This window comes from Bacillus cereus group sp. MYBKT111-2, assembly GCF_051915205.1.
In the GTDB taxonomy this organism is placed as follows: Bacteria; Bacillota; Bacilli; order Bacillales; family Bacillaceae_G; genus Bacillus_A; species Bacillus_A paranthracis.
In genome coordinates this window covers 262,528-284,626 of sequence record NZ_JBQAEG010000006.1, presented here as the reverse complement: position 1 = coordinate 284,626, position 22,099 = coordinate 262,528, and the positions used below count along the sequence as shown (strand labels likewise).

Here is a 22,099-nt window from a genome sequence, read left to right as displayed (position 1 = left end):
AGACAGAAAGGAATCGACAAATTATGAAAAAATACCTTGCCGGTCTTGCGGCAGTGTCTGTAGCAGGAGGAGCAGCACCTACACTTGATAGTGTTCAAGCTGCGCCTGAACAAAATACACAAAAAGCTGCTACAACTGTCCAAGCTTCTGCATCAAACAGCTCATCTTATACGGTAAACGCTGACGTATTACATGTTCGTGCAGGATCAAGTACTTCTCACGACATCATCTCGCGCGTTTATAACGGTCAATCACTAAACGTGATTGGCGAAGAAAATGGTTGGTACAAAATTAACATTAATGGAAAAACAGGCTTTGTTAGTGGTGAATTTGTATCAAAAAATGGTGCAAGCAATTCCACTGTAAGTACAACAGGTGGAAAGAATAAAGTTACTGCTGATGTATTACGTGTACGTACCGCTCCTAACACTTCTAGTTCTGTTTCAGGACGTGTATATGAAGGACAAACATTAAACGTAATTGGTCAAGAAAATGGTTGGGTAAAAATCAACCATAATGGACAAGTAGGTTATGTAAGTGGTGAATTTGTATCTGGCGTTTCTGCTAATACAGGTTCTTCAAACAACAATACGAATAATAACAACCAAGAATCTGTAAAACCAGCAAGCGGAAACTATACAGTAAATGTATCTTCCCTTCGTGTTCGTACAGGTCCTAGCACTTCTCACACAACTGTAGGTTCTGTTACAAAAGGACAAGTCGTACAAGTTGTTGGCGAAGTTCAAGATTGGTTCAAAATCAATTATGCAGGCCAAACAGCTTACGTAAGCAAAGACTACGTAACAAAAGGCGGTTCTAGCGATAACGCTACACAAGGAAACAACCAAAATAATAACCAAAACAATAATGTAACTGTTCAAACTGGTGGTACTTACGTTGTTAACGCAACATCTCTACGCGTTCGCACAGGCCCTGCTACTTACCATAGCGTAATTGGTGGCGTATTAAATGGTACGACATTAAACGTAATTGGCTCTGAAGGTAGCTGGTTTAAAGTTAACTATCAAGGAAAAACAGGCTACGTTAGTAGCGAATTCATGAAATTCGTTAAAGGTGGCACTACTACTCCTGAGCAACCAAAACAACCTGAACAACCTAATCAAGGTGCAATTGGTGACTACTACATTAATGCTTCTGCCTTAAATGTACGTAGTGGTGAAGGTACAAATTATAGAATCATAGGCGCACTCCCACAAGGACAGAAGGTTCAAGTAATCTCTGAAAACTCTGGATGGAGCAAAATTAACTACAACGGTCAAACTGGTTATATCGGAACACGTTACCTTTCTAAAACACCAGTTGGCGGCGCAGTAGATAATAAGCCTAACAACAATCAAAATAACAATCAAAACAATAACAACAATACAGGTAATAATAGCGGCAACAGTTCTTCTATACTTGCATATGCAAAAGGAATGCAAGGCGTACCATACGTTTGGGGCGGAACTTCTGCTAACGGTGTGGACTGCAGTGGCTACATCTACCACGTATTTAAGAAATTTGGTCATAACATTAGCCGTCAAAGTGTTGCGGGATATTGGGGTAGCCTACCACAAACTTCAAATCCACAACCAGGCGACTTAATTTATTTCCAAAACACTTATAAATCGGGTCCTTCTCACATGGGTATTTACCTTGGGGGCGGATCATTTATCCAAGCCGGAGATAAAGGTGTAGCAATCGCTTCATTAAGCAATTCTTATTGGAGTAAGCACTTCTTAGGTTATACGAAAGCACCTTAAGTTATATTTTTAGAGCCTTCTAGATTACTAGAAGGCTCTTTTTAATGTGTATAACCTATTTCCCTAAAAAAATAATGTATCTATTTTCCTATTTCATACACTATATTCTACAATAATGATCCATAACGTTATCATAATGTATATTTTCACATAAAAAACATAACCTATTTCATGTCTAATCATTTTATATGTGTTTTTTTGAAGAATTTTCTTTTTATTTAAACTTTTCGTTAGACGTTTGACCTCTGATGTCCATTATGATAAGTTACTTAAGATGTTATATTTGCAGAAGTATAGACAACTGTTTTATACATTTTTTTACTATGAGGAAGGAGCATACACTGCATGAATCTTTTATGGGGAATTGGCGGCGTGATTGGAGTATTAGCAATCGCTTTCTTACTATCTTCCAACCGCAAAGCTATTAATTGGCGCACGATTTTAATCGCGCTAGCATTACAAATGTCATTTTCATTTATCGTATTACGATGGGATGCCGGAAAAGCAGGTTTAAAACACGCTGCAGATGGCGTTCAAGGATTAATTAATTTTTCTTACGAGGGAATTAAGTTCGTTGCTGGGGATTTAGTCAACGCAAAAGGACCTTGGGGATTTGTATTCGTTATTCAAGCACTACTTCCAATCGTATTTATTAGTTCATTAGTAGCAATCTTATATCATTTCGGTATTATGCAGAAATTTGTTAGTATCATTGGTGGCGGGTTAAGTAAACTTCTTGGAACTTCTAAAGCAGAAAGTTTAAACTCAGTAACAACTGTATTTTTAGGACAAACTGAAGCTCCAATCTTAATCAAACCTTACTTAGCACGTTTAACAAATAGTGAATTCTTCGCTATTATGGTAAGCGGTATGACAGCTGTTGCTGGATCGGTTCTTGTCGGCTATGCAGCAATGGGTATTCCGTTAGAACACTTATTAGCAGCAGCAATTATGGCAGCTCCATCAAGTCTATTAATTGCAAAACTAATTATGCCAGAAACAGAAAAAGTAGATAATAACGTTGAACTTTCTACAGAGCGTGAAGATGCAAACGTTATTGATGCAGCAGCACGTGGTGCATCAGAAGGTATGCAACTTGTTATTAACGTAGCAGCAATGTTAATGGCTTTCATCGCATTAATCGCTTTATTAAATGGCCTATTAGGATGGATTGGCTCTTGGTTCGATATTAAACTTAGCCTTGATTTAATCTTCGGTTACTTACTATCACCATTTGCAATTTTAATCGGGGTTTCTCCTGGTGAAGCTGTACAAGCAGCAAGCTTTATCGGTCAAAAACTTGCAATCAACGAATTCGTTGCATACGCAAACTTAGGACCACATATGGCAGAGTTCTCTGCAAAAACAAATCTAATTTTAACATTCGCAATCTGTGGATTCGCAAACTTCTCTTCTATCGCAATTCAATTAGGTGTAACAGGAACATTAGCTCCTACTCGCCGTAAACAAATTGCACAATTAGGGATTAAAGCAGTTATCGCTGGTACACTAGCTAACTTCTTAAACGCAGCAGTTGCAGGTATGATGTTCCTATAAAATAAAGCAAGTCCCCTCTTTCTAAAGAGGGGACTTTTTATTTTCTTAGTATATATTAAATACTTTATGCTGAAATATAAAAACATTATGATACAATAATTATCAAGTCTGTTTATTTTTTCTTACAAAAGAGGGATACTACTTATTGTTGCTCTCTCAAAAAGAATATAGTCATCCGGTCTATTTCTTAATAATTGCGCATACTACAAGTATCCTTGTATGAATTATCTTTAAGGAGGAAAGTTTTGTGAAAGATAACTTCTATAAAGTCCTCTCTATGTGGATTTTACAAATTTTATTTTATTTTACAACTGTACATGTAACGCAATATGAGCATGCTCTCATTTTTACAATTATATATGTAATTGTTAATGTACTATTTCTATTTTTGCCTGATAAAACTGCATTTGTTTTCTTCATATTAGGAACCATTATTTCGGTATTCTACCTGTTCTACCAAGCATGGCTTTACTTATGGAGTACATCAGAACAATGGGAATACATTATTACTCACTTCCTAATGGCAGCAAATTTCTTCATTGTATATATCTCCACTCATCTATTAAAGAAGGTTATTCATGAAAATAAAGCATTAACCGAACGTGTGAGAACGTTAGAACAATACATCGGAGAATCGAAATTATTAACAAGACAAGAATTTGAGAGACGACAAGCATTATTAATCAATGCAATGAATCGTCGTAATGAAACAGGCGTTATGATTTATTTTGATTTCACTTCCTTTAGTAAATATACGAAGGAAAGTGTTATGGACCGTGTAGCTTCCTTGTTAGTTGAAACGGTAAGAGCTGACTTTGACCTTGTTGCTAAATATGATAATAATACGCTCGTTATTTTATTACAAAATACAAATGAAGCCGGTGCTGACATTGTAATGAACCGCCTAAAGCCAAAAATGGAGCAATGGCTTGCTGCTGAAGCGATCCAAGATATAAAAATTTCACGCGAGCAAATTGGGAACAAAGGACAGACGTTATTATGATGACACTCGTTATACTTCTTTTATTCCTCCTGTTTTGCGTACTTGTTTTTTGGATTAGCATCACATTTTCGATTAAGTATGTACTTATTTTTACAGCCTTTCTATTCTCTGGCTTACTCGTTTACTATTCTTTCTTAACACTCGCAGGTTTAGTTCACCGAAGTAGGAAACGAAAAGATCGTACGCTAGAACATTACCCAAGCGTCGATATTTTAATACCAGCTCACAATGAAGGCGTCGTTATTAAAGATACTTTAGAGGCGATGGCAAAGATTGAATATCCAGGCAAACTAACTGTTTATTTATTAAACGATAACTCGCAAGATGAGACACCTGAAATTGGTGACGATTTTGACAAAGCTTATGCTCATATTCGTCACATTCGCGTTCCCCCTGGTGAACCAAAAGGAAAATCACGTGTATTAAACTATGGCCTTAGTATTTCAGATGGTGAATACTTCTGTGTTTATGATGCAGATAACCAGCCTGAACCACATGCATTGCGAATGCTTGTAGAACACGCTGAAACAACCGAGGATGCTGTTGGAGCTGTTGGGCATGTTCGTACTGTAAATGAAAAAAGAAACTGGCTAACACGAATGATTTCGTTAGAATTTCAAATCTTCCAGCTCCTTATGCAATCCGGACGCTGGTTACTATTCCAAACAGGTTCACTAACAGGAACAAACATGCTTCTTCGTCGCGCTGCATTAGAAGAGCTTGGCGGCTATGACCCTTATGCAATTGCTGAAGATGCTGAATTAACATTACGAATTACACAAAAAGGTTATCTCCTGCCAATCGTTCCAGAGTCAATTACATGGGAACAAGAACCTGAGCATTTAAAAATCCTTATTAAGCAGCGTACACGTTGGCTTCAAGGGAACTTGTACATTTTAGAAAAAATGTTTTCTTCATTCAGTTTCTTTAAAGGAAAACTGCTCGTCCATTCTTTACAACAAGTTTTAGTGTATGTTGTATTTTGGTTATTCTTAATCATTTCGAACGTTTGGTTTGTAATTGGGTTACTCGGGATATTCCAAATTCAATATAGCATTCCGCTACTATTCATGTGGTATGTCGCATACATTACATATGTTTCTCAATTATTTAGTGCCCAGAGTGTGGAACGAACCTTTACACCAACTAATATTTTTATTAGTGTGATCATGTACTTTACGTACGCACAGCTCTTTACGTACTTATTCATTCGTAGCTTAATTTTATACTTACGTGCAAAGAGCAAGAAACAAGTCATTGGCTGGGATAAAACTGTTCGATTCAAAAAAGATAAATAATAAAAATAAGCACAGAGCGCCGTATGCTCTGTGCTTATTTATTGCCGTATAAAATATATATCAGACAATACCCCTTAGCTGAAAGTAATTTCACGTCCATCCCCCAACGAACGATCGACCTTCATTTATATACGAAAAAGTGATTGCTATTTTTGTAGAACCAATTGCTTCTCTTGTTGCTCTTTACGCGTTTCAGTCTTAGGTTCCGTGCTTTCTTGGACACTACGATGTGCCACACGTTTCAAACAAATATGCTTCCACTTTCTTTCGTAACGTTTCATTATTCTAGATGTCCCCCTTGAATACGCTTTAAAACTATTTGAAATCGCTTACAGGAAATAATATAGCACATATATATAAACGTGACAACACATTTCCGACAATTTTTTGTCAAAAATACGAATAGAATTTGCAAAACATCGAACATTGTCGAAATATATCGATTTTCATTCGTATAAAAGGCATACTACTAATATAGTATGCCTTTTATTTCCCTTACTTGCAGTTCAAGTTCCTTCTATATAAAAAGAGCTGATACATAATCAGCTCTTTTTCCTTCTATTATTTATGACGCTTCATACGTCCTTCTTTTTGTAACTCTTTAAATAATGCTGCCATCATAAAGAAAATAACGAAGACGAATGGGAATGCTGCAATGATAGCTGCCGTTTGTAAGGCCTCTAAGCCACCTACATATAATAAAATAGAAGCTAAGGCTGCTAAAACGATACCCCAGATCATTTTAATGCGGTTTGGCGGATTTAAACTACCATGTGTTGTTAACATTCCTAAAACGAATGTCGCTGAATCTGCAGATGTAATAAAGAATGTAGAAATAAGAAGAATAGCTAGAACAGATAAAGCCGATCCAAAGCTTCCCATCTGGTCAAACATAGCGAATAACCCTACTTCTGTTCCCATCTCTTTCACTTTTTCAAAAATATGTGCATCACCGAACAGCTCCATATGAATACCAGTTCCACCGAAAACAGAGAACCAAAGGGCCCCAATTACGGTCGGTACGAGTAACACACCGATAACAAACTCACGAATGGTACGTCCTCGTGAAACACGAGCAATAAATGTACCTACGAATGGTGACCATGCAATCCACCATGCCCAATAGAAAATTGTCCACGATTGAATCCATTGGTTTCCACCTTCATCTAATGGACTTAATCGGAAACTCATGCTTGGTAATTCCTGAATGTAAGCACCAATTGTTGAGGTGAAGTAATTCATAATAAAGTTTGTTGGACCTGCAAATAATACAATAATCATAAGTGCAAATGCCAAAATAATATTCGTATTACTTAAATATTTAATTCCTTTATCAAGACCTGTTTGCGCAGATAACATAAATAACACTGTTACGATTGCAATAATAACTAACTGAGTCGTTAATGAATTCGGGATGGATGTTAAATAACTAACACCACCGGCAATTTGTTTTGCACCAAGACCTAATGATGTTGCCACGCCAAACACAGTCGCGAAAACAGCTAACACATCAAATAAATGAGCAATACGTCCATGGTCCCCGCCTTTAAATAACGGTCCTACTGTCGCACTAATTGTACTTGCTTTTCCTTTTCTAAAAGTAAAGTAAGCAATACAAAGCGCTACAAATGCATATAGTCCCCAAGGATGTAATCCCCAATGGAAAAATGAAAAACGCAGTGCAAGACGTGCACTTTCCTCAGTTGCACTCTCTCCAAACGGAGGTGCATACAAATGGTTTAATGGTTCCGCAACGCCCCAGAAGACTAAACCGATACCCATACCAGCACTAAATAACATAGCAAACCATGTCATATAACTATAATCAGGCTCGTCATCATCTTTACCTAAACGAATAGAACCGTATTTCGAAACAATTAAAAAGATAGACACACCTAAAATAATAGAAACAGAAATAATATAGAACCATCCAAACTTACTAACTAATGCAGTTTGAATTGCGGTTGTTACATTTCCTAGGCTACCTTTTCCAATAATAGATTCGGGAATAATCCCCCAAAGTGTAAATGCAATACATAATGTTAATGAAACGATGAATGTTTTTGTCAGTTTCCTCATCAAATCCCCCTTCGTAGGTTTCACTTTTGTAAATAACATAAATTCCGATATGTAAAATCGGATAGAAAACTATGATTTTTGTGGTGACTTTCTTACTTTCACCTTCACCAATTCGAATTCTTATGGACAGCCTTACCTTCCGTATAACCTTTTTCACTCTGCAAGAGCTATAAGATCGAAATACTGCTGTCAAATTGTGCGAGAAAAATGCGGATGGGAATGTATTTCCCCAAAAAAGGTGTGTTACAGATGTAAAAAAGGGCATTTTTCTTCCTTGCAACCCTTTCTCTTTGTAACAATTATGCGGTTTTTTTGCTAGTATATAGCACGTGTTTATAGTTTCACAAACGAAATGTTTATGTTTATATAACTATATTACCCATAAAACGGTAAAATACTCAAGGAATGTAATCGTTTAGTAAACATCATGTAACACTCCTGTAATATTTTTATTTACGACGAAAACAATATGTTGTATTAAATATTTTGAATATAAGTAGAAACCTACTAATCATATAGAATGAAAAACGCTTTCCTATATTTTTTGTTATATTACAGCATGTTAACGACTTATTACGAATGGTTTGTAATTGTGTGTTTTCCCCAAATCCGAAAAAATCTGTTGCTATAATGAGGACACGAAAACAAACGCAATGGAGGCTATCATGAAAAAATTAATTGGTATAGCAACAGCAGCAGTTTTTGGTCTTGGGATTTTCACATCATCTGCTAATGCAGAAACTGTTGTAACAACAGACGTACTAAATGTACGCGAAAACCCTACTACTGAATCAAAAGTTGTCGGTAAATTACTAAACGGTAATAAAATAGATGTTCAAAATACAGAAAACGGATGGTCAAAAATCACTTTAGATGGTAAAGACGCATTCGTAAGTGCAGAGTTCACTAAAAGCATCTACTACGTAACAGCTAACGTATTAAACGTACGTGCTGAAGCGAACACAAACTCAGAAATTCTTGGGACGCTTAAGAAAGATGATATGATTGAAACAACGAACCAAGTACAAAATGAGTGGTTACAATTCGAATATAACGGAAAAACAGCTTATGTTCACGTTCCTTTCTTAACAGGTACAGCACCTGTTATTGAGAAACAAGAACAACCTGCTCCTGCTAAAGCTGTAGCACCAGCTAAAGCACCTGCAGCACAAGCAAAACAAGCTGCTAAGCCTGCTGTAAAAGCTGCTAACACTAGCGCACCTGCTGGTGGTCGTGAGTTAACAGTTGTAGCTACAGCATATACAGCTCATCCGAGCGAAAACGGTGGCACATATGGCGGCCGTGTATTAACTGCAATGGGTCATGACTTAACAGCGAACCCAAACATGAAAATGATCGCTGTTGATCCGAAAGTAATCCCATTAGGATCTAAAGTATGGGTAGAAGGTTACGGAGAAGCTATCGCTGGAGATACTGGCGGTGCAATTAAAGGTAACCGTATCGACATCCTACTTGGATCAGATAGTGCTGCTCAAAAATGGGGCCGCAAAACTGTTAAAGTGAAAATTTTAAAATAACCAATGACTGCTAAAGCCAGTTCTCTTTGTTGAGAGCTGGCTTTTATTTTTTTATAATAGTTATAAGGAGGCTATACTCATGAATGTACAAGCAAAAGTAGACTGGATCGGTACACCAAAACCGTATATATATAAAGATGAAGTAACATATGACGCTACTTCTATTGATTTTTCACTCGCTGGCGACGACAATCGCTATAAATTAATTGTGCTCAAGTCTGAAGAAAATACACATTACAAATTTGTCCAATATGGAGTCAAACCCGGCTCACAAAAGCCATTCCCTATCGACATTCCATTTGAACAAAACATGTTACCAATTATAGAGCAAATATTACATGATCCATATGTACAAGCGATATTAAAAGAAACGCGCTTCTAATCGAAAAAAGACTATCTCAATCATGAGATAGTCTTTTGCATTAATGAGTTGGACCAGATACTTCCTCTGATTTCAACGTATTATTCGCTCCAAGAGAATGGTACAATATCTTTCCATTTCCATTCACAGTAACGATATGATCATTATTAAAGCTTTTGAACTTCACAGAGCCATCACCGTAACGAATATGATACTCTTCATATGTCGTTACTTTATATTTCGTAGCACTTTGACGCTCTACATTACGAATTTCCATTGTTAATAAATCTTCTGTAATTCCTTTTTTGTGTAAATACTGTATATAATCACGGTCTTCCTTGTACGATTTCCCGCTCTTATCATAATTATTTTCAATTAGGCTAAAATCATTTAATGAAATCGCACGCACATTATCATAAAGATGATTTCGTACAAAGTCGCCGACAGCCGAACTTGATGTTTCTTTCGGGAATTTTAAGTAATACGTGCTCTGGTCTCCGATTTTAACACTTTCAGATTTCATCACACCAAAATCAGTAGTTTTCTCTAAATGTACTTCTACTGTTTCATCTGTGGATACAGGACCAAGCTTATAACTTCCATAGCTTAATTTTCCACGTTTTTTTCCATTCACAAATACAGTTGCATCATTTTCATCAGAAGAAATGGTTACATAATTTCCTTCTAATGATAATGTCACATCCACTTTCGCCTCTTTTTCATCTGCCAAGTCCACTTCTTTTTCTGTTTCTAACTCAGTTAGTTCCGTCTTCGCTTTTGCCTTTACAACGTAAGAACCAGGGAAATATGGACCAACTTCTTTTGAAGTTTTATCACTCGATAACTCTGTCTCTTTCTTATCATTCACATATATTTCAGCGCTTTTCGCAGTTGTGCTTACATTCATATAATAAGATTTTATATTAAATTTATATTTCGGATATAAGAACCATTCTTTACCGTCTTCTATAATTTGACCATCTTTAAATGATGCTTTATCACTTGCTAGTTTTTGATCTACTGTCTCTCTTTGTAAATAAGATAGCAGTTCTTTATTATAAGAAGGATTTTCTTTTAAATAACGGATATATCCTTTAATATCGTCAACTTTCACTTTCAAACTCGGATCATCTACTTTTACAAATTCATCAATTGCATTCGCATCTTTCTTTTGGAATGCTTCAATCATAGCATTGACCTGCTTTTCTTTCGAAAACTTGCTTGCTCCAAATTTATACGCACCAAACAATATAGCAAAGATAACAACAAAGCCTATAAGTAACATTATATTTTTCTTACTTTTCACTGGCTTTATTTCTCGTTGTACTTCTGAACGAGAAGAAGTTGCCTGATCAGCAATTACATCTACCTTACTTCCACACTCGGAACAAAAGTTCAAATGATCTGCAACTTGTTTATTACATTTCCCACAAAACTTCAAATGGCTCTCCCCCTTATTTTTTCCCTAACTTCATACCGGCGAATGTTAATGCGTAAGAAAGAAGAAAACTACCTACTATTAAATACAGTGCGCTACTTTGAATAGAAAACAATGGACCGGAAATCCCAGCAAATTCTTTCATCACTTCTTTACTCCCTGAGGCCTCAACATGAATTTTGGCCAATCCATTTACACAAAGCATCATCACAGTATACACCACACTAAACACAGCGATAGTTACGTACATATTTTTCATCGGATATTGAGCCAATTTCATTCCAGCTCTAAATAGTAAAATACATGGTAATAAAATTAATAACCCCCACCAGTGCATATAGGAATTAAAGTCATCAATTTCTTTTACTCGTTGAAGATTAGCTCCGTTAGCAATTTCCAAATCTTTTAATGACGTACCATTTATTGATATTCCTGACGTATAAGATAAATGCAATGGCCCTTTTTCCATTGCGTATCTTCTCATTTCTCTATCCATATCTCCCCATTCAATTGCTGTTGGAGCAAAGTGAGCCATATTCCACATGTATGGTGTTGCTTCTAATGAAATGAATGTTTTATATGTTTTCTCTGGAAAATCAATTGGTCCCACTGACTTTGAACTGCTAAATAAAATTGTAATAAGTATAATACCAAATGTAATAAGCAATCCTTTTAATACAGTTACCACACTATAATAAATAGATGTTGCATATGGAATACTTCGACTCATAGAAGATAATAGACGGTGTGGTCCTGCCTGAATACACATACCAATAAAGGTAAATAATAAACCAAATATAATGCCATACAATAAACTACTAACATGTGAATAACCAATACTGATTGTCATGGTTTTATAGAATTGAGAAATTGTCGTAGAAGAACCTGCAATAAAGCTAACAATACACAAGAAAATTCCATATACGATACCGATAACACTCGATGTTAGTAACTTCTCACGCCAAATAGCAGAAGGGTTGCTTTTCTCTACAAAGAATCCAATTCCACCTAATATAAGTGCCGGAATTGCTAACAAGATGAACAATGGGAAATGAAGGATAAATGAAATCGTATATGCTCCGCTCCCACTAACTTCAAGGCCTATTAAATGATACATTAAAATTAATGGTGCTATGCCAATGAAAGATTGATTAACAGTAGTCTCATTCAACATACCGTCCATCTTTGTGAGCATCGTTCTCACTAGATCGTTAATCGCCGCATCGACAACTAAGCTACCAATCCAACCGGCTATAAACATACATGCAATTGCAAGCCCACCACCAAGTAAACCCTTTTTCAAAGTGCTTCCAGATGGACTTACATGCAATTGTAACCCTTCGTCTGGTAATCTTGTTTTCATTTCTTTTTTTATAATACCTAATAAGGAATCCCCGCATTTCTCACAATATGTAGCGGTCCCTTTACTTTCCACTCCACAAGTTCGGCAATACTTTGAGTCTTTCGGTGCTAACGTAACTTCACTTTCTACACTACCTGTACTTGATCCATCATGTGTACAATAATTCGCTACATCCGATTGTTCTAAACCACAAGTTTTACAATACATGTTCCTCACTCCTTACTTTTCTTCATACCACAAACTGGACAGAATGTAGCCTCTGTTGCAATTTGTTCACCACATGAAGTACATGATTCATTTTCATCATTTTTTGATTGAAGGAGTAACTCATTTTCTTTCCCACACTGTCCACAAAACTTATCATTTACTGATAAGGGACCGCCACAGCTACATTGCCCTTTCTGTCCTTGATTCTGTAAATTAGCTATTTGCTTACGTGTGTTATAAATAGCTACATCCAGCTCTTGTACTGGTTCTATAATATTTTTTAACACATCTACTCGAACTTCATCATTGCGGAGTTGCATATAGGCCATTTGACCAAGTTCCAGCAAAATTTCCGTTTTCGCCTGTAGTTTCTCTTGCGTAATTTTCTTTAATTGCGCAACCTCTTGAGCTACTTGTAATTTCATCTTCCCTTGCTCGATTCCCTCTTGCAATTTGTTCATACCGCTACCAAACTTCGATTGTAAATCTGACAAAACCTAATCCCTCCATAAATATATAGTAATATACAAAATTAACATTTTATATATTACCATGATTTTCAAGTAATGTAATCTAAATTTCATTTTTTCTGTTTTGAGCATTTTTTGTTTATAATGGTAAAGGAAAGAAATATGTGTACGGAGGAATATTATGCTGCAACACTCAATTACGAAAGATGAAATTATGATGATTGCGAATGAGTTCGTTCAAGGACTAGATCCACAGCAAACAGCTGATCAGGAACATGTCGCTACAGCTCGGCACCTATATCGTAGTGGTGTTGTCTACAACGTTGACTTTGATGGCTATACGCTATCAGGAACTGTAGATGCTGAAGGCAGCGTATATAGCGTCCATATCCCGATTCGTAACGTCGCTGAAAGCTATTGCGATTGCTTCGCACCAACGCAGTGTGAGCATATGCTCGCTGTGTTACTATCGGCAGCATCTAGTTTCGGGCAAGTAGGAGATGTATTAACTTTATTCAAAAATAATACGAAACCTTCCCTTCCTCCTATTCGAACTGCAAGACAAGTATTGCAATCATCAGCTTTTGAAGAAACGGATTATAAAAGTTGGCAATCATATTTTGATAACGAATATGAATCATTTAAAAAAGAACAAGCTCGGCTTACTTATAAACAAATGTATTTTCTTATGAGTATTTTTACGGACTTCTATACGAAACTCGAGCGGAAAGCTCCGCGTATCATTGTGATACATGAATTGTTCAGGTTACATGCAGCGCTTTATTGCTTTCAAAAATTATTAGAAGAAATTCAGGACTTTGAAGCAAATAAAACGTATTCTTATCATCAGCCTGTTAACGTCGTTCGCCTATTTGTAGATAAGGTGGAATCCATCGTTCGGGACTTACAATCAGAAGCGATTCCTTCAGAGTCCGAAGCAATTTTGCAAGAAACAGCTCGTCTCGTTCACGAAGTATTTTTCTCCACCGATGCCTATACGCAAGAGAGGTTCTTTATTTATCGTCACATATGGAGTGAACTGTTACACAATAACGAGCAACTACAAGAAGAGGAAAAACGAATCGATACGAAAATGAATCCACTTTCCAAAGCATTAGCATCTTCTCATCTACTCTTTTTAAATGACGAAGATCGATTAGCGATGGACTTACTAAAAAAACAGCCTGCTTCTGTTGTAAGTCTGTACTTCTATTGGTTAGAGGAGCTATTAAATGCAATGAAATGGGATCGTGCGAAAAACTGGCTTTCCTTTACGTATAAACAAGTGAAGACAACGATACATGAGCACGAAAATACAATTTTCATAAAAGATATCGTTCGCTTATTCGTCATCATGTATGAAACGTATGCAACCCATACAAATGAACAAGCAGGACTCGAAATGATTTTGCAAGAGCTATTACCATATAGTTTCGCAAACTATGAACAATACGTACTGGCGAAAAAGCAGTATCGCACATGGGCAGAACTTCAGCTCTTACACGGTTTTGAAGCAATTGAACTTTTGAAAGAGCCGCTGAAAGATATTGAAAAGGAAGCACCAGAAGCAGCACTTCCTCTTTATCACCTTGCTGCTACCGAAGCTATTGAAGAGCGAAATCGCAAATCATATAGACGTGCAGTTCGTTACTTAAAGAAATTACGTACATTATATAAACGATTAAAGCGTACCGATGAATGGGATGCTTTCATTATTCACATCGCAAACTTACATTCACGTCTACGTGCACTACAAGAGGAATTACGGAAAGGAAAATTAATCGATGATCAATCAAACTGAAGTAACAATTAGGCTCCAGCACGTTAGTCACGGTTGGTTCCTTTGGGGAGAAGATGATAGCGGTACTCCATTATCCGTAACAAGTTGGAAACGAAATGCATTTACATGGCACTCCACTTCCTTCTACGGCACGTTTCTAAAAGAAGCAAGCTTTGAAGGAAGACAAGGTGTTATGCTAACAAACGCACAAGCATTTGAATACATCGCGAATAAACCGATGAACTCCTTTGCCCGTATTCAAATGAACGGCCCTATTACAGCACTTACGGAAGATGCGAACGAATTGTGGGATGCCTTCACAAGCGGTAGCTTCGTACCTGATATGGAGCGCTGGCCTAAACAACCATCTTGGAAAGTTCAACATACTCCAATCGAAGATGAAACATTGGCATCTCTTTTCTCGGCTGCAGTAAATGAAAGCATATTACAAGATAACCGTTCGAACGATGGATGGGAAGATGCAAAGAGACTTTATGAACATTACGACTTTACGAAAAGACAATTAGACGCAGCACTACATGAAGAAGATTGGCTTCGAAAAATTGGTTACATTGAAGATGACCTTCCCTTTACAATCGGACTACGACTACAAGAGCCGCAAGAAGAATTTGAAATGTGGAAGCTTGAAACAATTGTTACACCAAAGCGCGGGGCACATCGCATATATGTATATGAAAGTATCGATTCTTTACCAAAACGATGGCACGATTATGAAGAACGTATTCTTGAAACACAAGAAAGCTTCAGTAAGCTCGTACCTTGGTTAAAAGAAGGGGATACATTCCGAAGTGAACTCTTTGAAACAGAAGCGTGGAACTTCTTAACAGAAGCAAGTAACGAATTACTCGCCGCAGGTATTACAATCTTATTACCATCGTGGTGGCAAAATTTAAAAGCGACAAAACCAAAATTACGTGTGCAACTGAAGCAAAATGCTACGCAAACGCAATCTTTCTTCGGCATGAATACACTCGTTAATTTTGACTGGCGCATTTCAACGAACGGCATTGATTTATCAGAAAGCGAATTTTTTGAACTCGTTGAACAAAACAAACGGTTATTCAATATAAATGGTCAATGGATGCGACTAGATCCAGCCTTTATTGAAGAAGTACGAAAGCTCATGAATCGTGCTGATAAGTATGGACTTGAAATGAAAGATGTCCTTCAGCAACATTTATCAAACACCGCTGAAACAGAAATTGTAGAAGAGGATAGTCCATTTAACGATATTGAAATTGAACTAGATGGATATTATGAAGAGCTATTCCAAAAATTATTGCACATTGGAGATATTCCGAAAGTAGATGTCCCTTCTTCACTAAACGCTACACTCCGCCCGTATCAACAACATGGCATTGAGTGGTTATTATATTTAAGAAAGCTTGGATTCGGCGCATTGTTAGCTGACGACATGGGACTTGGAAAGAGTATTCAAACGATTACTTACTTACTATATATAATAGAGAATAATCTTCAAACAGGTCCTGCCTTAATCGTGGCACCGACATCTGTTCTTGGAAATTGGCAAAAAGAATTTGAACGGTTCGCACCGAATTTACGTGTTCAGTTACATTATGGAAGTAATAGGGCGAAAGGCGAATCCTTTAAAGACTTCCTTCAATCAGCAGATGTTGTATTAACGTCTTATGCATTAGCTCAGCTTGATGAGGAAGAACTTAGTACGTTATGCTGGGATGCTGTTATTTTGGATGAAGCACAAAATATTAAAAACCCACATACGAAACAGTCTAAAGCAGTGCGAAACTTACAAGCAAATCACAAAATCGCATTAACTGGAACACCGATGGAAAACCGCCTTGCCGAGCTTTGGTCTATTTTCGACTTCATTAATCATGGATATCTTGGCAGCTTAGGACAATTCCAGCGCCGCTTCGTCTCACCGATTGAAAAGGACCGTGACGAAGGAAAAATCCAACAAGTTCAACGTTTTATCTCGCCGTTTTTACTGCGTCGTACGAAGAAAGATCAAACAGTCGCATTAAACTTACCAGATAAACAAGAACAGAAAGCTTACTGTCCACTAACTGGTGAACAAGCTTCCTTATATGAACAACTTGTTCAAGATACATTGCAAAATGTAGAAGGATTAAGCGGAATTGAACGACGCGGATTTATATTACTCATGCTGAACAAACTTAAACAAATTTGTAATCACCCTGCTCTTTATTTAAAAGAAACAGAACCGAAAGACATCATCGAACGTTCCATGAAAACGAGCACGCTCATGGAACTCATTGAAAATATAAAAGATCAAAATGAAAGTTGTTTAATCTTCACGCAATACATCGGTATGGGGAACATGCTAAAAGATGTGTTAGAAAAACATTTCGGTCAGCGCGTCCTCTTCTTAAACGGTAGTGTACCGAAGAAAGAACGTGACAAAATGATCGAACAGTTCCAAAACGGAACGTATGACATCTTCATTTTATCGTTAAAAGCAGGTGGTACAGGGTTAAACTTAACAGCTGCCAACCATGTCATTCACTACGATCGTTGGTGGAATCCAGCGGTAGAAAATCAAGCAACAGATCGTGCATATCGCATTGGTCAAAAGCGTTTCGTTCACGTTCATAAACTGATTACAACGGGGACACTTGAAGAGAAAATCGATGAAATGTTAGAAAGAAAACAGTCATTAAACAACGCCGTCATTACAAGCGATAGTTGGATGACCGAACTATCTACAGATGAGCTAAAAGAATTACTTGGTGTATAAACAAAAGGAGCTAATCTTTTCGAGATTAGCTCCTTTTTCTATTCCAAAACCAATTACTTATTATAATCCCTGTTAATCCGCCGCACGTATCTAGCAATGAATCTTGCCACATCGGTGTACGATCTCCCGTAAACCATTGATGAATTTCATCAAATGTTGCGTATCCCGCAACGAAAAGGAGAGCGTATATAAAACACCTTTTTCTCGAACAACCTGATCGATGAAAAGCGTAATACGTCAATGAACCGAGCATAAAGAACACCATAAAATGAGCACCTTTACGAAGGAAAAACTCAATAAATCCACCTACACCTTTATTTGCAATACTAACAGGTGTACCACCGCCGTAATCGATAGATACCCATGAAAAATGCTCTTTCACAAACTCCACATTTACATATTGTTCAATATCCGAACGCATATCCTGCTTTTTATATGGTTGTGCCGAGGAATAGAAAATCAGCCCCATCCATAGTAAAACAGGAATCCAAAATAACCATTTACGATTCATTCTTCCGAAACCCCTCTCTTATTCTTTTAAGAGTACCAAAAAAAAGAATAAATTTCACGCCAAAACATGACATTTGCATCCTATTTATATAGTGAAAGGGGGTGATAAACATGGCAGTCGAAACAATCGTAATGGATTTAACTTTACGTCTCGTCTTAAACAATGGATTAGATAAGAATGGAAAAACAGTTTTTAAGAACAAACAATTTAAGCGCGTAAAAACAAACGCAAACTTAGAGAAAGTACAAACCGTAGCTCGTGCTCTAGCTTCTCTACAAGCATCACCACTTCACGCTGTACAACTTGTTAGCACATCAGATCTTTCTAGCCTTTAAGGTGGCAATGTAATCAGTGGGGATGTCCCCACTGATTACAAGATAAATAAAAAGGAGGAAATAACGTATGCAAGTACTAGAATTAATTTTCGCGAAAGAAGATGGAAAAACAGTTGTCTTTTCTATCGAGAAGCCGATCACACCTATTGATGCACAAGTCGTAAATCAAGTAATGGATACGATCCTTGCCTCATCTGTATTTTCATCAATTAATGAAAATACCCGAAAAAAAGGAGCTCGTCTCGTAGAAAGGACTGTATCTGAAGTTCCTATTACCTTATAGACAAAAAGACGAATCTGCATCATTTTGCAGATTCGTCTTTTTTCTTCGGCATTTCAATTGGAATAAAGATTTTTGAAAAACCGACGCATACATATTTATAATGTTCTCCGCCGATATCAAATTCCGTCTTATATGTTGAGAAGAATATATAATCATCTCGCTTCGTATAATGATCGATTAATAATCCAACTTGTGGCTCAACATATTTTTTCGCCAACTTCTTACCAGCCGATGCTAAATCGCCAAGGAGACCCTCTTCATTTTCCTTTTGAACTTCATCTAGCTTCTTACTTACATCATTACGTTTCATAAACTGCTTCGCTGCCCAATCCGTATATTCACCTTTACTCGGATTACTATTTGCTAAATATACTAGAAGAACAACAACTAGAGCCATAATAATATACCTTTTCTTCATACTATCTCACCGCCTACTCTTTTCTATTTTCATATATATGTACAAGCGATGCAAATTAGAAAGACTATCATCTATTGATTGTAAACGAATAGCCAAAATTTACAATATGAAATAAAAGATTAACAATCAATTTACTTAATTCGTATATAATTATATATAGAATTATTACCATTTATAAAGGGGGAATCAAATTTATGAATGAAGAAAATGATATTATTATTTCTAATTCTACAATGATGCTGGAACCATACAAGCACCCTTATTATCGTACCAAAATTATCGACAGTAGCGGGAACCATCTTTACTCCTGTCAAACTGCTCTCCAACTCATCAAGCAATCTTGTCTAGCCAATGTTCATTCTACTTATCAAGGCAGACGTAATGCAGTTCAAACAAACTTTAAGTTCAAACAAAATGTTCCAATTCCAATTAATCATAGAGAATATATTTGTGCTTTCCCAACAGAATCTCCTTCTTCTCCAAACTGTATATGGCTGTTTTATAATCATATAGATGACATAGAATTTTTGAAAAAAAGTAAAAAAGCTACTATTCATTTTTCAAATGGTACTACTACAACCATACATATCAGTCCCCATAAGTTAAAACAACAATTATTAAAAGCTGGATATGTATTATCACGTATGAACATGCAAGATTCACTACAATTCAAAAACCTCTTATTACATTTACTACCTTAACAAAATAAGTAGAATGGAAAGCAATATCCCTTGCCTTCCATTCTTATGATACTATTTATCCTCTTAAGCTATTTCGCATTTTCTCAAGCGCCTGCCGATATATCCACCTCACTTGATAATAGGTCATCTCTGTCTCTAAAGCGATTTCCCCCATCGTCTTTCCTACAAAAAAACGTTCAAAAATAATATACTTCTCCTTCTCATCTAATACACTCATAAAATCCTTCACTTTCATTTCAATATCTTCAAAACGAAAGATATCCTCATACTCTCCTACACATACACACTTTTCTTGCACTGTGAATTCTTTTTTCAACCTCTCTAATATATAACCACGTACCGTTACAACTGCATATGCAGGAAAACTCCCTTTCTCCGCATCAAACTTTTCATACGCATGCCAAAGACCGATTAACCCACATTGATAATACTCTTCATAATCTTGATAAATCCCTAACTTCTTTATTTGATTTACAATCATACCTTCATACAACACAACTGCCTCCGTAAAAGTCGCTGGTTTCACACAGTACCCACTTCTAAAAGGTATACCTCTTTGTTATTCCGCCGGTACCTCCACAATATAAAAATAAAGAGGGGAATTCACTGTGAGTAATTTTAAATAGTATCGCTGAAATTTGAAATTACAATGGGTAGAATTTGAAATTTTGTTGGTGCTATTTGAAATAAGGGTAAAAATAAAAAAGGTGACTCCGAAGAGCCACCTTTTTTTATTTTATTTCCTTATTGGAACATACCTTGTAAAGCTCCCATTCCAAGAGTTAAGACAAAGAAAACAATAGTAATAATTGTTGCCTGTTTTTTAGTTAAGCCTGCTGTAATTTGAAGACCTAGCCATGTAACCACATATCCCCAAATCGTAAACACTTCAAATTTACTTACAATACCTTTTACAACACCACTACTCGAGGCGAAAATTGGTCCTAGGCCAGTGTACATTTCTTGACCCGATCCACCTAAAATATAGGCTAAAATTATATTTATTAATACACCAATTAATGAAATAACACTTGAATATACAGTAATCGCCAATAATTTTTTATAAGAAGTATCATTGCTCATAAACACCATCAATACTTTATACACTACAGCACTTATTAAGAAACTAAATCCCATACCAAGAGCACCTACACCGAATCCCATACCATATGTCATTCCAGCTGAAACAGTAACACCTAGTTCCTTATTAAGCTTAATAGCTTCAGGTGTTAGAGAATATACATAAGCAGCAAATCCCCCAACAAGTCCACCTAATAAAACAAGTATCCAAAATGCACCCCAAACTGCATTACTAGTCTTCATTCTCTCAAACTGTTCACCTGGAGAAGTAATCATTCCAAATAATGATGGCTTTTTTGAACCTGCATCTTGCGTATTAATATTCGTTTCCATTATAACGCCTCCTTATTTATACTGGCATATTTGGTAAAAATGCCGCAATTAACATAACAATTGCTGCTAAGAATAATGCTTTAATGATAAATAAAACGATAATCGGAATAGCTGCTTTTACTTTACTTACTCCCGCTGTAATTTGTAGTCCTAACCAAATTAAAACGATATTCCACAAATAAAACACTTCAATTGTATTACCGATTCCATAAGCGAGTGAACCTTGCTCAAATAGTGGTCCTAAACTTGTATATGCATTTGGTGCTTCACCTAAAATTAAAGCTATAATTCCATTAATAAATCCACCAATAATAACAACAATGTTCGCATATACAACAATCGTTACTAATTTTTTATAAGAGGTATCATTCCCATAGAACATCATAAATATTTTATAAATAGCTGCAACAATGAACGTTACCAGCATACCACCTATAGTACCCGACACAAGACTGGAAATAACGTCAGATGTCAGTGAACTCTGTCCCGCAAATTCACCTAGTTCTTTTTTCACTCTCACCATCTCAGGTGACGTATTCGTAACGTACGTAGTAAAAGCACTTAAAAGCCCTTGTAATAGCGCCATTAAGAAGAACATACCCCAAACTTTCTCGCTCGTCTGCATTCTCTCAAACTGTAAACCAGGGGAAGTAATCATTCCAAACAATGATGGCTTCTCGCCGCCTGCTTTTTGTATATTCACATTTGCCTCCATTATAACGCCTCCTTCCATTTATGTAACCCGTTCTAACGGGCGGTTCACTTCCTCATATAGAGGCTACGAACCGCCCACTAGAACGGTAGTGTGTAGTTCTACTAC

The 22,099-nt window shown here is 36.6% G+C and carries 21 protein-coding genes; 11 read left to right on the top strand and 10 right to left on the bottom strand.

Annotation, left to right across the window (positions count from 1 at the left end):
• The first annotated feature begins 23 nt into the window (after positions 1-23).
• The 4 genes from ACTFNE_RS18845 to ACTFNE_RS18830 all read left to right on the top strand — a co-directional run bounded on the left by ACTFNE_RS18845 (position 24) and on the right by ACTFNE_RS18830 (position 5,621).
• A complete protein-coding gene (locus ACTFNE_RS18845; RefSeq protein ID WP_270705779.1) occupies positions 24-1,763 on the top strand; it encodes a C40 family peptidase in 1,740 nt (579 codons plus the stop codon).
• A gap of 345 nt (positions 1,764-2,108) precedes the next feature.
• On the top strand, positions 2,109-3,320 hold the full coding sequence (locus ACTFNE_RS18840; RefSeq protein WP_001051024.1) for a NupC/NupG family nucleoside CNT transporter: 1,212 nt from the start codon (positions 2,109-2,111) through the stop codon (positions 3,318-3,320).
• Between the two features lie 247 nt (positions 3,321-3,567).
• Positions 3,568-4,323, top strand: coding sequence for a GGDEF domain-containing protein (locus tag ACTFNE_RS18835; protein WP_270705777.1), 756 nt, complete (start codon positions 3,568-3,570; stop codon positions 4,321-4,323).
• Entirely contained in the window at positions 4,320-5,621 is a 1,302-nt protein-coding gene (locus ACTFNE_RS18830; RefSeq protein WP_229143159.1) for a glycosyltransferase family 2 protein, read from the top strand. Before ACTFNE_RS18835 ends, ACTFNE_RS18830 begins: the two co-directional genes overlap by 4 nt.
• A 146-nt stretch (positions 5,622-5,767) precedes the next feature.
• Here the strand turns inward: ACTFNE_RS18830 and ACTFNE_RS18825 are convergent, their stop codons facing one another.
• Positions 5,768-5,902, bottom strand: a complete 135-nt coding sequence (locus ACTFNE_RS18825) for a hypothetical protein (protein ID WP_000833067.1) — start codon at positions 5,900-5,902, stop codon at positions 5,768-5,770.
• A 280-nt stretch (positions 5,903-6,182) separates the two neighbouring features.
• Positions 6,183-7,700: a glycine betaine transporter OpuD gene (gene opuD / locus ACTFNE_RS18820; protein ID WP_001230127.1), complete on the bottom strand. Its 1,518-nt coding sequence runs from the start codon at positions 7,698-7,700 to the stop codon at positions 6,183-6,185.
• Between the two features lie 665 nt (positions 7,701-8,365).
• On the opposite strand from opuD, the gene ACTFNE_RS18815 reads away from it, so the two are divergent.
• Entirely contained in the window at positions 8,366-9,238 is an 873-nt protein-coding gene (locus tag ACTFNE_RS18815) for a cell wall-binding protein EntA (RefSeq protein ID WP_000733324.1), read from the top strand.
• Between the two features lie 79 nt (positions 9,239-9,317).
• Positions 9,318-9,620: a DUF3910 family protein gene (locus ACTFNE_RS18810; protein ID WP_001102524.1), complete on the top strand. Its 303-nt coding sequence runs from the start codon at positions 9,318-9,320 to the stop codon at positions 9,618-9,620.
• 40 nt (positions 9,621-9,660) lie between these two features.
• Here ACTFNE_RS18810 and ACTFNE_RS18805 read toward each other — a convergent pair whose 3' ends face one another.
• From ACTFNE_RS18805 to ACTFNE_RS18795, 3 genes are read right to left on the bottom strand one after another with little or no spacing between them, the layout of a single operon-like run.
• On the bottom strand, positions 9,661-11,040 hold the full coding sequence (locus tag ACTFNE_RS18805; protein WP_270705775.1) for a zinc ribbon domain-containing protein: 1,380 nt from the start codon (positions 11,038-11,040) through the stop codon (positions 9,661-9,663).
• Positions 11,041-11,053: 13 nt separating this feature from the next.
• Positions 11,054-12,607 (bottom strand): hypothetical protein, encoded by a 1,554-nt coding sequence (locus ACTFNE_RS18800; RefSeq protein WP_270705773.1) that lies wholly within the window; start codon positions 12,605-12,607, stop codon positions 11,054-11,056.
• Positions 12,608-12,612: 5 nt separating this feature from the next.
• Positions 12,613-13,101 carry a zinc ribbon domain-containing protein gene (locus tag ACTFNE_RS18795; RefSeq protein ID WP_270705771.1) on the bottom strand — a complete coding sequence of 163 codons (489 nt, stop codon included), beginning with the start codon at positions 13,099-13,101 and terminating at the stop codon, positions 12,613-12,615.
• Positions 13,102-13,258: 157 nt separating this feature from the next.
• On the opposite strand from ACTFNE_RS18795, the gene ACTFNE_RS18790 reads away from it, so the two are divergent.
• Both ACTFNE_RS18790 and ACTFNE_RS18785 read left to right on the top strand, forming a co-directional pair.
• On the top strand, positions 13,259-14,878 hold the full coding sequence (locus ACTFNE_RS18790; protein ID WP_270705770.1) for an SWIM zinc finger family protein: 1,620 nt from the start codon (positions 13,259-13,261) through the stop codon (positions 14,876-14,878).
• The gene (locus tag ACTFNE_RS18785) at positions 14,862-17,618 is read left to right on the top strand and encodes a DEAD/DEAH box helicase (protein WP_270705769.1); all 2,757 of its coding nucleotides are present in this window, start codon (positions 14,862-14,864) and stop codon (positions 17,616-17,618) included. The genes ACTFNE_RS18790 and ACTFNE_RS18785 overlap by 17 nt, the downstream gene beginning before the upstream one ends.
• Positions 17,619-17,643: 25 nt before the next feature.
• Here the strand turns inward: ACTFNE_RS18785 and ACTFNE_RS18780 are convergent, their stop codons facing one another.
• Positions 17,644-18,129, bottom strand: coding sequence for a VanZ family protein (locus ACTFNE_RS18780; RefSeq protein WP_001080713.1), 486 nt, complete (start codon positions 18,127-18,129; stop codon positions 17,644-17,646).
• Positions 18,130-18,239: 110 nt separating this feature from the next.
• Between ACTFNE_RS18780 and ACTFNE_RS18775 the strand changes: the two genes are divergently transcribed.
• Positions 18,240-18,464 (top strand): DUF1659 domain-containing protein, encoded by a 225-nt coding sequence (locus ACTFNE_RS18775; protein ID WP_000257702.1) that lies wholly within the window; start codon positions 18,240-18,242, stop codon positions 18,462-18,464.
• A 67-nt stretch (positions 18,465-18,531) separates the two neighbouring features.
• Complete coding sequence (locus ACTFNE_RS18770) at positions 18,532-18,747, top strand: DUF2922 domain-containing protein (RefSeq protein WP_001197597.1); 216 nt, start codon at positions 18,532-18,534, stop codon at positions 18,745-18,747.
• A gap of 19 nt (positions 18,748-18,766) precedes the next feature.
• Here ACTFNE_RS18770 and ACTFNE_RS18765 read toward each other — a convergent pair whose 3' ends face one another.
• Positions 18,767-19,165: a DUF4359 domain-containing protein gene (locus ACTFNE_RS18765; protein WP_000747726.1), complete on the bottom strand. Its 399-nt coding sequence runs from the start codon at positions 19,163-19,165 to the stop codon at positions 18,767-18,769.
• 194 nt (positions 19,166-19,359) lie between these two features.
• On the opposite strand from ACTFNE_RS18765, the gene ACTFNE_RS18760 reads away from it, so the two are divergent.
• A complete protein-coding gene (locus ACTFNE_RS18760) occupies positions 19,360-19,866 on the top strand; it encodes a competence protein ComK (RefSeq protein ID WP_001001401.1) in 507 nt (168 codons plus the stop codon).
• 55 nt (positions 19,867-19,921) lie between these two features.
• Here the strand turns inward: ACTFNE_RS18760 and ACTFNE_RS18755 are convergent, their stop codons facing one another.
• The 3 genes from ACTFNE_RS18755 to ACTFNE_RS18745 form a co-directional block, all read right to left on the bottom strand.
• Entirely contained in the window at positions 19,922-20,392 is a 471-nt protein-coding gene (locus tag ACTFNE_RS18755; protein WP_046198036.1) for a sigma-70 family RNA polymerase sigma factor, read from the bottom strand.
• A 218-nt stretch (positions 20,393-20,610) separates the two neighbouring features.
• Positions 20,611-21,279 carry a Yip1 family protein gene (locus ACTFNE_RS18750; protein WP_000449614.1) on the bottom strand — a complete coding sequence of 223 codons (669 nt, stop codon included), beginning with the start codon at positions 21,277-21,279 and terminating at the stop codon, positions 20,611-20,613.
• 16 nt (positions 21,280-21,295) lie between these two features.
• Entirely contained in the window at positions 21,296-21,994 is a 699-nt protein-coding gene (locus ACTFNE_RS18745) for a Yip1 family protein (RefSeq protein ID WP_270705766.1), read from the bottom strand.
• Positions 21,995-22,099 lie beyond the last annotated feature (105 nt).